The following is a 13262-nucleotide window of genomic DNA, read 5'->3' on the forward strand; positions in this document are numbered from 1 at the left end:
AATTAATCCTTGGAAAGAAATTTTGTTCTGAAACCCGATGGCGTTTCGCCTGCTTTTTGTAAAAACAGCCTGCTGAAATAGGCCGGGTCTTCATACCCCAGTATATATCCTATTTCTTTAGACGTCAGGTTCGTGTATACCAGCAGTCTTTTGGCCTCCAGCACAATCCTGTTCTTGATCACATCATTTGGCAGCGGTAGTTTTAGTCTTTTAAACTTGTGTGTGATCGTTTTCGGAGCGACATGCATGAGTTCCGCATAATCCGCTACGTTATGTTTCTGCTTATAATGTTCTTCCACCAGCATAGTGAACTTTCTGAAAAACTCAAGGTCATTTTGGTTTTCCACAAGCGCGTTGTTGAGATTTTGTCTCTTCCACAAGCGGGCTGATTTAATAAATAATTGTTTCAGATAGGTACGTATCATTTCTTCAATAGAAGCATCCTGCAGGGCGAACTCATTCACGATCTGGCCAAAGATATTGTTAAAAAAAGGCGTTTCGTCTTCATCCAACCTTACAATGGGCATATTATGAATATTATTGAACAATAGACCATCACACGCGACTTCATCATCATGAATTTGAATACAATAGAAGTCCCGGTTGTAAAAAATTAAATATCCGCCTTCGACACCTGTTTGTGTAAAATGCAGATGTTGATTGGGACTTACAAAGAACAGGGTTGGCTGTTTTATTGAATATGCTGTCAAATCCACCTGTAATTCATAGCCCGAAGTAAGGAACAAGACCTTTATATACTCCTTATAGATCTCATCATTGATGTTGCTGGTAATTTCTTTATCAAGAGATAAAAGTCCAAGTGTTTTAAGCTCGCTCCTGAACAATTGTTCGGTTTTCATTATTCGAAAAATAAAAGGTAAACGTACAAATTCCGGTCATGTTAAGGTGGGCCGGCAATACAAGTCAACGAAAGTATGTTAAGCCCCCGGGAAAGGATAACATTGACAGGACATTATTTGTCCCGTCAATGTCAATAAATTACTGCCGGGCAAATTTTTCAAGTTCTGCATTGAACTTACCCGCTTCTTCCACGAACAGGGCATGACCACTGTTCTCGAATTTTACGATGAAGGAATTTTTGATGCCTTTGTGAAGCTGCTCGGCAAATGCAAAATCACATAACTTATCCTGTGTACCATGAAATATGGCTACCGGAATATTGATCTCTGCCAATTGGTCACGTAGATCAAGGTCACGCAGCGCTGTTATGGATTGGGTAACCGCATAAGGCCATGCCTGCAGGTTGATGGACTCCAGCCATTTTTCCACATTTTCTGAAATATTCCCCTCCCTGGCAGGAAACCCAGCTCCGAAACCTGCAATCAGGTCCTGGCGGCTTGTCAGTGTGGCATTGATAATACCATCGACGTCCGCTTTGGTAAGGCCGTATGGAAAGCCGTCCCGTTGTATCCAAGAAGGGGCAGCCGCGGCAAATAAAGCCAGCTTACTGACATGAGCAGATTTATACTTCGTAACATAGTGGGTCACTACAGCACCTCCCATGGAAAAACCACCCAGTGTGGCATTCCGGATCTTTAGCTTTTCGAGCACAACTTTAATATCATCGGAGAATACATCAAAATCATACCTTCCGTAAGGCCTGTCTGACTCTCCAAACCCCCTCAGGGTGATGCCGATCACACGAAAACCTTTTCGGACAAGATATTGGTATTGATACTCGTACATGGCATCGCTCAAAGGCCAGCCGTGAATTAAAACAATAGGTTCGCCCGTTCCCATGTCAGTGACATGAAGTTTTACGCCTTTTTCAACTTCAATGTATTCTTCCCTGCCCAGTGAAGCTGGTACTCTTTTCCCTTGTCCGAAAATGTGTTGGCCGGTTAGCAGTGTTACAAATAAAACGGTTGTTACAAAAATTGATTTCATCTTATTATGTTTTAAAGGTTAATATTATTTTTCCACTGCAAAGATGGCCCGGGAACAATCGCCGGGAAATGGAAAATGGTGGATGGGTATTGTACAATTTTCCCTTCTAAGGGAAAAATCACATTACGAAGCATCGAAACGGATTAAAATGACCCCGGAAGGTACCGGTATGGGTATTGTCAAGGCGGTTCTCTCAGCACTATTTAAATATGGAATCGCACTCTGTTCGGCGGCTATTGTAATCACGAAAGAACTTGTGTACAGAAACGCGGGAAATAAACACCAGACAAATATCCTTTTGTCTATTTTCAAACCCGTCTATTCGAGATACTTTTGTAAGGCCGGATCGTTTACACCATTCGGGCGTATAGGATTTGAACGTTCATCAAGATAATGTTAACCATGAAAAATAAAAAAACACTGATTCTGGGGGCCAGCACCGATCCAAGCCGGTACGCATACCTTGCGGCCCATAGGCTGGCCTGTTTCGGGCATACCATTATTAATGTAGGGATGAAAACAGGCGAGGTGGCCGGGGTGCCTATAGAAAAGCCCAGTACCATTCATACGGATATTGATACCATATCACTATATGTCGGACCGGCAAACCAACCATTGCTGTACGACTATATCCTCAGCACCGATCCGAGGCGGATCATCTTTAACCCGGGATCGGAAAACGAAGAACTCCGCAAACTGGCAAACGCACAGGGTATTATTACGGAACATGCCTGTACCCTTGTATTGCTTTCTCTGGGCGAGTACTAGGTAAACAGGGGGCTCATATAATCAATCTCCCCTGTCCCATAGCTTGAATCCGCTGCCGGTAGGTGAGGAAAAATATGCCAGACATAGTGCCTTTTCTCCATTTTTGGGCCTGATTTGCTTCCTCAACTTTGTCTCACTTAATAAATATTATATGAGAAAAGAGCAAAACCGCACTTTAGGTGCATTTGAGAAAACATTTTGGCTACTGGATTTTATTGATTCCAAAGATTTTGCAATTGCCGGGGAAATCGAGGGCCGCAAACCAATTGCAGAATGGCGGCAGGCCCTTGATAAAGTACAGCAACGTCATCCCAATCTTTCGGTAAGGATCGTAATGGATGCCAACTCCAGGCCTGTCTTCAGGCATTCGGCCTGGTCGCCCATACCGCTGCGGGTACTGGAAGCAGACGGCGATCATAATTGGGAACAGGAGGTTGAAAAGGAACTGGCGACACGATTTAAAACCGATGAGGAAGTCCTTATACGGGCAGTCCTGGTCCAGAGACCCGAAGACACTGTGCTGATCCTGACAGGGCACCATGCGCTGGCCGATGGTACTTCAATGAGCTACTTGTTCAGGGATATCCTCACCGCAGTTACCGGACAGGAACTGGAGGCCATGCAACCCCAAAAGTCGAATGATGAAACCCTTGGACTGCCTGAAGACGCAGGTGCTGTTGGTTCAGAGCGGACAACGCTTTTGACAAAGGATATAAAAACCGTTGCTCCTAAAATTTCAAGCATTCGTTTTTCAGGCGAAGCCACCCGCAGTATCATAAAAAGGTCCAGGGAGGAGCAAACGACCGTTCATGGGGCATTGTGCGCGGCAGTCCTTATCGCCTGCCGGAACATGAGGAAGGAATGGGCCGATAAAAAAATAGAATTGATCTCCCCGATATGTTCGAGAAGAGCCCTTCAACTGGATGATAATTATGGACTCAATATTACGACCCACCCGGTATATTTTGAAGGAGAGCAGCACCTGTCCTTTTGGGACATAGCCCGGTTGGCCAAAGCAGGACTTGCAGGGACAGACACGGCGGAACATGTCAAAAATTATATCCATTTCTTCCGGGACCTGACGTTCAATACTGCTGATTTTCAGAAGATAACGGATACATTAAAACATGCCTTTAATCAGGAAATCATGGTGACCAATTTGGGATTGGTCAAATATAAAACTGATTTCGGGTCGCTTAAATTAAAAGCCCTTTATGGGCCGATGGTCCGCTCGGGAAAGGGCAAGGAGCAAACCATAGGGGCAGTGACCAGTAACGGTTCGCTATGTCTCACCAACACCAGTGATACTCCTATCGATGGCCTTTTGCAGGCAGTACGGGAAATTCTGGTCAAGGCCTGCGATGCAGTTTTGGAATAACCCATAAAGCATAAAAGAATGGTTTTTGGGATCCGGGGACATTTCCGGGTCCCAAAACTCAAGGGGGACTTTCCAGAAAATTATTACAAGTTGTTGAACGGTATGACTCCCATTCAGCAAATAACCAGCTCATTTCCGTTCAATACTCTTAAGATCAGGAGTAGTCAGTTGCGGGTTTTAGTTACTCATTTTCGGTAATAGGCTGGCATTAGTAATTCCGGATACATTGTGGGCATACGTACTTTTCACAACTATTTGAATCCCGGTCTTCTCCCCTATTCCCGATTGCTTTAGGATTAACGGCCTGTAATCTTATGCCGGTGCTCTGTACCCCATTCGGCAAGTGCTCTGATTATCGGCTCCAAAGTATGTCCGTATTCGGTCAATTGATAAGTTACGGTAATTGGTTTTGTCGCATTAACCGTCCGGGTAATAAGTCCGTTAATCTCGAGATCTTGTAACTCCTTTGAAAGCATCTTGGCTCCCAGCCCGTCTATCTGTCGCTGTAATTCTGTAAAGTTTCGTTTACCATAGAGCAGAACACTTATCACTTTAATTTTCCATTTACCACTTATAAGATCAAGGGTATCTTGTATAGCAAATAGTATTCGGGAACAATCTGCCTGTTCTTCAGCTAATGCTTTTTTTTTCTCCATTATTACCGTTTTTATTTTGGGAACTGACTATACTTCAGGAAACCCATATCAAAAGTAAAGTTAATGTAATATACCTTTGGCTCATCATTAATTCATATAAATAGTACAAAATGAAACTTAAAGATAAGATAGCAATAGTAACAGGAGCTTCTAAAGGTATTGGAGCGGGAATCGCGAAGGAAATCGGTAAAGCCGGGGCTACAGTGGTAGTCAATTATTCCTCAAGTGAAAGCGATGCAAACCAAGTTGTAAACGAAATACAATTGCACGGCGGAAAAGCTATTGCTCTGAGGGCTGACATGAGCAAGTCGGCCGATGTAGTACAATTGTTTGATAGAATTAAGTCAGAATTCGGAACGGTTGACATTTTGGTAAATAATGCCGGTAAAGCCGTTTTCCAGATGATCGACGATTTAACAGAGGAAGCTTTTCATGCGCAATTTGACCTGAATGTGTTGGGGTATCTCTTAGCAACTAAAGAAGCTGTTAAACACATGGGCGAACGTGGGGGGGGCATTATCAATATAAGCTCTATCCTGAGCACAGACCCTTATCTGGCATCCAGTGTTTATTCAGCGACTAAGGGTGCTGTAGACACCATTACCCTGGCATTGGCACGAGAACTCGGGCCTCGTAAGATACGGGTAAATTCAATACTTCCGGGACATACCAATACTCCGGGCACAGCAGGGAATTTTGAAGGTGAATTAGGTGACAGGCTAATCGCAGGAACGCCCCTGGGCCGATTCGGTGAACCCGAAGATATTGCCCAACTAGCGCTCTTCCTTGCCTCTGAAGATTCGCAGTGGATCACAGGTGAATCCATAAGGGCTTCAGGTGGTGTTAGAGGTGTCGGTTACTAAGTTATTCGGAGAATAGTTGAAATGGTGTTATTGATCCATTCAGACTTCCTGATTTTTATAGTCCCCTCCCCGTGTGGGGGCTATAGATTACAATACGGATTATATTAAGGAATGTTATCTTCAATAAGATTCGGATTTCAAATCCATCAACAAGCATTGTGGCCTTATCCAATAGAATGTTAAAAAGCGCCCGGAATCGGGGATATTTTATTCCGAATTATGGATATTATTTTCACCCATATTCCGGAAAGGATGTTTGGTAATATCGAAAGGTGAAATTTTTGAGTGGTTTTATCTATACTATAAAGGCTTAAAAGAATGCTCTTCTAATGGCACAACTTACCCGTTTTTCCGGAATTATTTTCGTTATACCACCAGCGGTCGCGCCATTGAAAGGGGATTGTAAAAAGTGCTGTTTTCCAAGCATTTTATATGATGAAAAGGTATATTTGTGAATATATAATGAGTTGTGTACAATTTTAATTTGTAGCCTTACCCAATCTGCTTTCAGTTACTTACCTCAATCAGAAAGGGTAAAACCATTAATTTATAAGAATTCCCTAGTACAAAAACAACTATTTAAAATTCTCATATATAGGATTTTTATTGAATTTTAGAATTGTAAAAAGTAAAAAAACATTTAACTATTTGTTTTTCATGAAGTTAATTTTTTGGCATAAAAGTGGCTAAAAATTCATATGTAGGCTCTATTTAATGAATTAATTACTATGGAAAAACTCCGAAAACATATTGAAGAAATAACAGCTATAACCGATGAAGATTTTGACGCGGTAAAATCTTTTTTTACGATTCGTAAAGTATTAAAGCATCAATACTTAATTCAGCAAGACGACGAAGTAAAATATGAATATTTAATACTATCCGGGGTCTTCAGGGTATTTTATCTTGATGAAGATGGCAAGGAGCATATCGTACAGTTCGCCACTGAAAATTGGTGGATGTCCGATTACATTGCGTATTTCAACCAGAAAAAAGCAAATATGTACGTCTTGTGCATGGAACCCGGGGAAGTACTTTGCCTGACCTTGGAAGGTCGGGAAAAGCTTGCCTCCATCCTACCCCAAATGGAGCATTTTTTCAGGATCAAACTGACCAATGGATATATGGCACTCCAGGCAAGGATCATATCGCTGCTTTCCAGTAACCCCCAACAGCGCTATGAGGAATTCGCCAAACTTTATCCCAACCTGATACAGAAGATACCCAAAAAATATATTGCCGAATACCTAGGGGTTAGTAGGGAAACCTTGAGCCGCCTATACACCGCTCCCTGAACACGCTCTTGAAAGGTGATTCAAATCACACATTTTCTGTGATTTGGGTCATCGTGTTTAAGCACAGGGCTGCCATAAATTTGTTCTATAAATAATTAGCAACAATTTAAAATTTATAGAAATGAAAAAAATTATGGCATTAACATTAGCACTTGCTTTTTTTTCTTTTAACACACAGGATAAAAAGCAGAATGATGCAACAAAACAAAGTAAATCAAGTATCACAAACCAGACAAAAATGAAAAAGAAAATTTTAATTATTGTATCAAACGCCAATATAATTGGCCCAAACAACAGAAAAACAGGAATATTTCTTCCTGAAGTAGCGCATCCCTATGCGGAATTTACGAAAGCTGGATACCAAATTGATTATGCCAGCCTTACAGGGGAAACCCCATACTTGGATGCCCTTAATTTGGCTGGCGATCCGGACAATTTGGACTTTCTTACAGGAAAAGGCTGGGAAGACATGCAAAAGGCCGTAAAATTAGCGGATGTCAATGTCAGTGAGTACGATGCCATTTTTGTACCTGGAGGATTGGCCCCGATGGTTGATATGCCGGAACACAAGTTATTGAAACAAGTGATCAGGGAAACCTACGAGCGTAATGCAGTAGTAGGTGCGGTGTGTCACGGTCCCGTATCTCTGTTAAATGTAAAACTTAGTAATGGTGAGTATTTGGTAAAAGGTAAAAATATGACTTCGTTTACCGATGAGGAAGAAGAAGCCTATGCTATTGCAGATGTTCCGTTTTTATTGGAGACTGCCTTAACTAAACAAGGTGCTAAGTTCCATGCGGCAGCCCCATGGAGTGCCCATAGTATTGCAGATGGCAAATTGGTAACTGGGCAGAACCCTGCTTCGGCTAAGGGCGTTGCTGAAAAAATGATCGCTATTCTAGAGCCTGCTAAAAAGTAAAACTGTTTGAGAATGGCCTCTTTACTAAAAAATATAAGAGGCCATTTCAATACATCTTTTGTAGCTGAGTAAGTTCAATTATTGTATTCGCAAAACTTAAAATCAAATGGAAAATCAAAAAAAAGTACATGTTTTTGCAACATGGCAGGTTAAAGAAGGGCATATAGATACTGTTTTGAATGTATTAAAGGTTGTTAGAGAAGAAAGTATAAAAGAAAATGGGAATTTGTTTTATACCATTCAACAAAGCAATACAGATACAAATACGCTGATTCTTTTCGAGGGATATCGTAATGAAGCGGCCGTTGAAGAACACCGTAATACTTCACATTTTCAAGACTTATTACTGGGACAGATAGTCCCATTATTGGCTAGTAGAGAAATTGTATTAACAACACCCATAGCGTAAGGGATACAATGTATTCATACTAAAAAACAATACAGATGAATATTACGGAAGTCCAAGCGGAAAGCGTTTTGAAAGCAGCTATTTCCAAAGTGAAAGAGATTAAGGTTCCCATGAACATTGCTATCATGGATGAAGGAGCAAATCTGAAGTTGTTTTATCGAATGGATGGTGCATTATTAGGAAGTGCGGACATAGCGATAAAAAAGGCAAAGACCTCCCGACTTTTTGAGATGAATTCTGAAAAACTGGGAGAATTGTCCCAGCCTGGGGAAAGCTTATTCAATGTAGAACACTCCAATGGAGGTTTAATATCATTTGCAGGTGGTTTGGTATTGAAAAACAACAACGATATAATTATTGGTTCAATAGGTGTTTCCGGAGGTACCGTAGCACAAGATTTTGAGGTGGCAAATGCCGGATCAGAAGCATTATTAAACAACGAATAGTATGTATTAAAAAAATAAATATGGAAAATAACATCATAAATAAAGTCATTGTAATTACAGGAGCCAGTAGTGGCCTTGGAGAAGAAACAGCCAAATATCTGGCTAAAAAAGGGGCCATTGTAGTACTGGGTGCCCGGCGCGAAGATAGGTTGGAAAAGATAGTAAGTGAAATTACTTCTGATGGAGGCAAAGCAGTATATAAGGTAACTGATGTTACCGTAAAGTCCCAGGTACAGGCTCTTATAGATTTGGCACTGAGCACGTACAACCGTATTGATGTACTTATCAACAACGCAGGTATTATGCCTATCGCCCCTATATCCGAAGTTCGTACCGATGAGTGGGATCAAATGATAGATATTAATATAAAAGGTGTACTGTATGGTATAGCTGCCGCATTACCCGTTTTTCAGGAGCAACAGTCGGGTCATTTTATCAACCTGGGTTCGGTTGCAGGAATTAAGGTTTTTAGTCCGGGCGGTACAGTTTACAGTGGAACCAAATATGCCGTAAGAGCGATTACTGATGGATTAAGACACGAAATTGGAGGTAATATACGTGCTACAACCATAGAGCCCGGAGCAGTAGATTCTGAATTAAAATTCAGTACAAGCCATGAAGAAAGCTCGGTAGGAGTAAAAGAGTTCTATCAGATAGCTATTCCGGCTGCTTCAGTAGCAAGAGCTATCGCCTTTGCTATTGAACAACCTGCCGATGTTGATATAAATGAAATAGTGATGAGACCAACCCTACAGGAATTTTAAATTTTTGATTCCTGGAATTCGCGTAGTTAAGTTCTTCATCCCATAAAAGAAAAGAAACATGAATATACATATTGGAATATCAGAAAATAACCGACAGGCTGTTGCGAACGAATTATTGAAAATCCTGGCAGATGAGTATGTACTGTATACCAAGACAAGGAATGCACATTGGAACATAGCAGGACCTGACTTTTACGACAAACACAAATTCTTTGAAGATCAGTTTGAAGAATTGGATGAAATAATTGATCGTGTCGCGGAACGTATTCGTTCTTTAGGGCAAGGAGTACCGGGTAGTTTAGGATACTTTTTAAGTATCACCCAATTGGCCGAATCCGATAACGTAAAAACAGATAGTGAGCGTTTTATACAGGAACTGTTGGCAGATCATGAGCGCATTATTCAAACGTTAAGAACAGATATCAAAATATTTGAAAGCGATTTTGAAGATATCGGTTCAAGTGACTTTATAACCGGGCTGCTTCAGGACCATGAAAAGATGGCTTGGTTTTTACGTTCTCATATGAAGTAAGCCAATTCGGAATTACGACCAAATCTTAATAATACGTATCATAGCGTAATTACGGGGAAGCCAGAACAGGCTTAAGACTTCATTGTAATCAATCTTGACCTATGGTTCAAGGTGAGATTATTTCCACTTAAAACTAAACCGTATTATGAAAAAAAGTATAAAAGTAGTATCACCATACGATTTAAAAGAAATTAAAGAATTGCCACTAATAAGCAGTAAAGATCTTGAGCCTATATTACAGACTGCACACCAATTATTTAGTGATCAGTCCAATTGGCTTCCGCCCTATAAGCGCATCGAAGTACTGGAAACGGCTGCTTTTATAATGAGTGAGCGTATGGAAATGTTAACTCAACTCACGATAAGTGAAGGAGGGAAGCCATATAAAGATTGTAAAGCAGAGGTACTTAGGGCCATTAAAGGAGTTAAGTTAGCCGCAGAGCATATTTCCCAGATAAAAGGTGAGCAGGTGCCTATGGCACTTACTCAAGCCACACTTAACAGGTTGTCCTTTACCACTAAGGAGCCCATTGGGGTCGTGGCCGCAGTTAGTGCTTTTAATCATCCACTCAATTTGGCTATACATCAGATAGCTACAGCTGTAGCAGCAGGCTGTCCGGTAATCTTTAAGCCAGCGATGACAACTCCTTTATCCAGTTTAGCTTTTGCAGAAATATTGAAAGAGGCAGGGTTACCTGAGGGGTGGCTTCAGGTTGTGTTTTGTGATAGAGAAGTTGCTGAGCTAATGGTTACAGATGCCAGAATTAATTTTTTCTCGTTTATAGGTTCGGCCCATGTAGGGTGGTACCTTAAAAGTAAATTATCCCCCGGAACACGATGTGCACTTGAACATGGAGGAGCAGCACCTGTTATTGTGGAAAGTGATGCCGATTTTGAGGAAATGATTCCCGATTTGGTGAAAGGTAGTTTCTACCACGCAGGCCAGGTTTGTGTTTCTGTGCAGCGAATTTATGTAAATGAAGGAATTTTGGAGTCTTTTGTTGAGGCCTTTGCCGCAGCAACAGCTCAGTTAAAAGTTGGTAACCCTTCAGAGCGTACTACAGATGTAGGACCACTCATAACACCTAAAGAAGTTGATCGAATTGAAGCATGGGTGAATGAAGCACTTGCGGAAGGAGCCGAATTAATTTTAGGAGGAGATCGAATTTCACAAACGCTTTTCCAACCTACTATTTTGGTGAATCCATCGGAGAGTTCAAAGGTTTCCCGGCAGGAAATTTTTGGACCGGTGGTATGTATTTATACGTTTAAAGATCGTGATGAAGCCATCCAACGAGCAAATGCTTTAGAGGTACATTTTCAGGCAGCAGTGTTTACAAAGAATATTGATATTGCGCTGGATACAGTGAAGAAATTAAATGCAACTGCTGTGATGGTGAATGATCATACAGCATTCAGAGCGGATTGGATGCCTTTCGGAGGGAGGGATTCTTCAGGTATAGGAATGGGAGGTATATCATATACCATTGAGGAAATGACAAGAACCAAACTGACTGTTTTTAAAAGTAAATATTTATAATAACAGTCTTGAAAATTAACATTATATGAATTAATTTAAACATTATAATATGAATATATTAGTTGTGGGCGCCAGCGGACGTGTTGGTCTGAATCTGGTTAAATTATTAATAGCCAATGGTCATACCGTAATGGGTACATCCAGAAGTAAGAGCAATGTATTAAACCATAGTAAGTATACACAAATTGAATTGGATCTTACTAATGAATTAGAAATAATTAAAAATAAGATACCCGATACCGTAGAAGCTATATATTTTGTTTCAGGCTCTAGAGGTAAAAACTTACTTCAAATAGATTTACATGGGGCAATAAAGACAATGCAAGCAGCAGAATATAAAAGTATTAAACGTTTTGTAATGCTAAGTGCCATACATTCTTTATCTCCTGAAAAGTGGAAGGCCGAAGGCCTTGGCAATCTTACAGATTATTACCTGGCTAAGCATTATGCCGATCTGTTTTTAATGCATCAAACAAAATTGAACTATACCATCTTACAACCGGGAGCCTTAACTGAGACCAAAGGTTCAGGCTTAATAGAACTGAATGTAGTTCATCATAAAGAAAACGCTATTGAAAATGTAGCGGAAACGCTTTTAAAAATATTAAATAGTGCTAACACTTATCAAAAAGTGATAAGTATGCACGATGGAGAGGTTCTGATACAGGAAGCGATTGATAATTTATAAATCATAAATCTCATAGCATATGATTATGGCATATTCGGTGTAAGCTTCCCTTAAAACCGAACTGTTAAAAGGATAGTTTTTTGATAGAAGTTTAAATTATGATCAGTTTTAATTTTAAATTTTAGCATTAATAAAGACGCATAAGTTTTGTGGTCTTTTATGCCCTTTTACAGTATGTGAATTATATTGTGTAGGAATATTTGGGTTTCTGTTAAACCCTTGTAGACACTGGTATATTGGGAGTATTCATATTCCTGTCATGACAAATTGATGAAATTCAATAAATTTATAGTTCGTAATGGCTGTTTATAGTAAGGAGCCATTCTGAAAATATTCAAAAAACATAAAATTTGTGTTCAAAAGTTGTTTTCTGATTTCTGCGTTTTTAACGGGATTATTCGTAGGGGGGGGCAACTTTTGCGCATGGATCCTATCGGGTTTTTGTAGTGTTCCGGTAGATAAGCGTTAAGCAAAAACCTGGTAGGGCGTAACCTACTTTTGGATTTCAGTATCCCATGTCCTCACCTGTCCCCCTAGCCTTATCAATACCTTTTCCAAGTGCCTTGATAATTTTGACTGCCATCTGAACTTTATTGGTCGGAATACCGGGAGCTTTGACTCCCATCGGCAGTGGTTATTACTTTTGCAGTATAACCATTTTTTTCCTCTGCCTCACCGGAAACTGTCTTTACGGACATATTACGTTCCATTTCAAAGGATTATTATTCTTCTATAAGCATCCTGCGGTGCTTTTTCCCCCATTCAATCATTTGAAGGATCAGGTCACCATATTCTTTGGCATATTCGGTAAACGTATATTCTACTATTACAGGAGAATCCGGATATACCTCACGGGTAATGAGCCTGTTGTCCTCCAATTCTTTTAAATTACGAGACAACATCCGGGTCGTAATACCCGGAATACTGCGTTCTATATCCCTAAAGCGCTTATTACCGTTACATATGGAATAAATGATAGGCAATTTCCATTTCCCTCCGATGACATAAATGGTATCTTGTAGCGCATTGATGTCTTTTTCATTGATTTCTGTTTTTGCACAATTTTTCATGGAATATAACGTGTTAAGATTGACAT

At 40.4% G+C, this 13262-nt stretch carries 15 protein-coding genes; 11 read left to right on the forward strand and 4 right to left on the reverse strand.

All coding sequences use genetic code 11. The features are described from left to right. Positions 1 to 2 precede the first annotated feature (2 nt). The gene (locus tag ACVBDY_RS21300; RefSeq protein WP_447177494.1) at positions 3 to 860 is read right to left on the reverse strand and encodes a helix-turn-helix domain-containing protein; all 858 of its coding nucleotides are present in this window, start codon (positions 858 to 860) and stop codon (positions 3 to 5) included. 139 nt (positions 861 to 999) lie between these two features. Further along, positions 1000 to 1908, reverse strand: coding sequence for an alpha/beta fold hydrolase (locus ACVBDY_RS21305; protein WP_447177495.1), 909 nt, complete (start codon positions 1906 to 1908; stop codon positions 1000 to 1002). Between the two features lie 402 nt (positions 1909 to 2310). Here ACVBDY_RS21305 and ACVBDY_RS21310 point away from each other — a divergent pair, with 402 nt between their 5' ends. Together ACVBDY_RS21310 and ACVBDY_RS21315 are read left to right on the forward strand one after the other, a co-directional pair. After that, positions 2311 to 2676 (forward strand): CoA-binding protein, encoded by a 366-nt coding sequence (locus ACVBDY_RS21310; RefSeq protein WP_447177496.1) that lies wholly within the window; start codon positions 2311 to 2313, stop codon positions 2674 to 2676. 151 nt (positions 2677 to 2827) lie between these two features. Further along, positions 2828 to 4054 carry a condensation domain-containing protein gene (locus ACVBDY_RS21315; RefSeq protein ID WP_447177497.1) on the forward strand — a complete coding sequence of 409 codons (1227 nt, stop codon included), beginning with the start codon at positions 2828 to 2830 and terminating at the stop codon, positions 4052 to 4054. A gap of 296 nt (positions 4055 to 4350) precedes the next feature. Here the strand turns inward: ACVBDY_RS21315 and ACVBDY_RS21320 are convergent, their stop codons facing one another. After that, the gene (locus ACVBDY_RS21320; RefSeq protein WP_447177498.1) at positions 4351 to 4710 is read right to left on the reverse strand and encodes a winged helix-turn-helix transcriptional regulator; all 360 of its coding nucleotides are present in this window, start codon (positions 4708 to 4710) and stop codon (positions 4351 to 4353) included. Between the two features lie 110 nt (positions 4711 to 4820). On the opposite strand from ACVBDY_RS21320, the gene ACVBDY_RS21325 reads away from it, so the two are divergent. The 9 genes from ACVBDY_RS21325 to ACVBDY_RS21365 all read left to right on the forward strand — a co-directional run bounded on the left by ACVBDY_RS21325 (position 4821) and on the right by ACVBDY_RS21365 (position 12166). Continuing rightward, complete coding sequence (locus tag ACVBDY_RS21325) at positions 4821 to 5573, forward strand: SDR family NAD(P)-dependent oxidoreductase (protein WP_447177499.1); 753 nt, start codon at positions 4821 to 4823, stop codon at positions 5571 to 5573. A 728-nt stretch (positions 5574 to 6301) separates the two neighbouring features. Beyond that, positions 6302 to 6868 carry a Crp/Fnr family transcriptional regulator gene (locus ACVBDY_RS21330; protein ID WP_447177500.1) on the forward strand — a complete coding sequence of 189 codons (567 nt, stop codon included), beginning with the start codon at positions 6302 to 6304 and terminating at the stop codon, positions 6866 to 6868. 121 nt (positions 6869 to 6989) lie between these two features. Further along, positions 6990 to 7787, forward strand: a complete 798-nt coding sequence (locus ACVBDY_RS21335) for a type 1 glutamine amidotransferase domain-containing protein (protein ID WP_447177501.1) — start codon at positions 6990 to 6992, stop codon at positions 7785 to 7787. A gap of 106 nt (positions 7788 to 7893) precedes the next feature. Beyond that, on the forward strand, positions 7894 to 8196 hold the full coding sequence (locus tag ACVBDY_RS21340) for a putative quinol monooxygenase (protein ID WP_447177502.1): 303 nt from the start codon (positions 7894 to 7896) through the stop codon (positions 8194 to 8196). Positions 8197 to 8231: 35 nt separating this feature from the next. Then, positions 8232 to 8642, forward strand: coding sequence for a GlcG/HbpS family heme-binding protein (locus ACVBDY_RS21345; protein ID WP_447177503.1), 411 nt, complete (start codon positions 8232 to 8234; stop codon positions 8640 to 8642). Between the two features lie 20 nt (positions 8643 to 8662). Continuing rightward, the gene (locus ACVBDY_RS21350) at positions 8663 to 9406 is read left to right on the forward strand and encodes an SDR family oxidoreductase (RefSeq protein ID WP_447177504.1); all 744 of its coding nucleotides are present in this window, start codon (positions 8663 to 8665) and stop codon (positions 9404 to 9406) included. A gap of 58 nt (positions 9407 to 9464) precedes the next feature. After that, positions 9465 to 9938 carry a Dps family protein gene (locus ACVBDY_RS21355; protein ID WP_447177505.1) on the forward strand — a complete coding sequence of 158 codons (474 nt, stop codon included), beginning with the start codon at positions 9465 to 9467 and terminating at the stop codon, positions 9936 to 9938. 145 nt (positions 9939 to 10083) lie between these two features. Then, positions 10084 to 11478, forward strand: coding sequence for an aldehyde dehydrogenase family protein (locus tag ACVBDY_RS21360; RefSeq protein ID WP_447177506.1), 1395 nt, complete (start codon positions 10084 to 10086; stop codon positions 11476 to 11478). Positions 11479 to 11527: 49 nt separating this feature from the next. After that, positions 11528 to 12166, forward strand: a complete 639-nt coding sequence (locus tag ACVBDY_RS21365; protein ID WP_447177507.1) for an NAD(P)H-binding protein — start codon at positions 11528 to 11530, stop codon at positions 12164 to 12166. A 722-nt stretch (positions 12167 to 12888) separates the two neighbouring features. On the opposite strand, the gene ACVBDY_RS21370 is transcribed toward ACVBDY_RS21365, so the two are convergent. Next, positions 12889 to 13236, reverse strand: a complete 348-nt coding sequence (locus ACVBDY_RS21370) for a winged helix-turn-helix transcriptional regulator (RefSeq protein ID WP_447177508.1) — start codon at positions 13234 to 13236, stop codon at positions 12889 to 12891. Positions 13237 to 13262: the final 26 nt, after the last annotated feature.

The sequence above is a fragment of the Sinomicrobium halophytocola genome (assembly GCF_052983395.1).

Bases quoted from the DNA above. Each gene is read 5' to 3' on its own strand.
- ACVBDY_RS21300 (WP_447177494.1), bottom strand. From the start codon at position 860: ATGAAAACCGAACAATTGTTCAGGAGCGAGCTTAAAACACTTGGACTT.
- ACVBDY_RS21305 (WP_447177495.1), bottom strand. From the start codon at position 1,908: ATGAAATCAATTTTTGTAACAACCGTTTTATTTGTAACACTGCTAACC.
- ACVBDY_RS21310 (WP_447177496.1), top strand. From the start codon at position 2,311: ATGAAAAATAAAAAAACACTGATTCTGGGGGCCAGCACCGATCCAAGC.
- ACVBDY_RS21315 (WP_447177497.1), top strand. From the start codon at position 2,828: ATGAGAAAAGAGCAAAACCGCACTTTAGGTGCATTTGAGAAAACATTT.
- ACVBDY_RS21320 (WP_447177498.1), bottom strand. From the start codon at position 4,710: ATGGAGAAAAAAAAAGCATTAGCTGAAGAACAGGCAGATTGTTCCCGA.
- ACVBDY_RS21325 (WP_447177499.1), top strand. From the start codon at position 4,821: ATGAAACTTAAAGATAAGATAGCAATAGTAACAGGAGCTTCTAAAGGT.
- ACVBDY_RS21330 (WP_447177500.1), top strand. From the start codon at position 6,302: ATGGAAAAACTCCGAAAACATATTGAAGAAATAACAGCTATAACCGAT.
- ACVBDY_RS21335 (WP_447177501.1), top strand. From the start codon at position 6,990: ATGAAAAAAATTATGGCATTAACATTAGCACTTGCTTTTTTTTCTTTT.
- ACVBDY_RS21340 (WP_447177502.1), top strand. From the start codon at position 7,894: ATGGAAAATCAAAAAAAAGTACATGTTTTTGCAACATGGCAGGTTAAA.
- ACVBDY_RS21345 (WP_447177503.1), top strand. From the start codon at position 8,232: ATGAATATTACGGAAGTCCAAGCGGAAAGCGTTTTGAAAGCAGCTATT.
- ACVBDY_RS21350 (WP_447177504.1), top strand. From the start codon at position 8,663: ATGGAAAATAACATCATAAATAAAGTCATTGTAATTACAGGAGCCAGT.
- ACVBDY_RS21355 (WP_447177505.1), top strand. From the start codon at position 9,465: ATGAATATACATATTGGAATATCAGAAAATAACCGACAGGCTGTTGCG.
- ACVBDY_RS21360 (WP_447177506.1), top strand. From the start codon at position 10,084: ATGAAAAAAAGTATAAAAGTAGTATCACCATACGATTTAAAAGAAATT.
- ACVBDY_RS21365 (WP_447177507.1), top strand. From the start codon at position 11,528: ATGAATATATTAGTTGTGGGCGCCAGCGGACGTGTTGGTCTGAATCTG.
- ACVBDY_RS21370 (WP_447177508.1), bottom strand. From the start codon at position 13,236: ATGAAAAATTGTGCAAAAACAGAAATCAATGAAAAAGACATCAATGCG.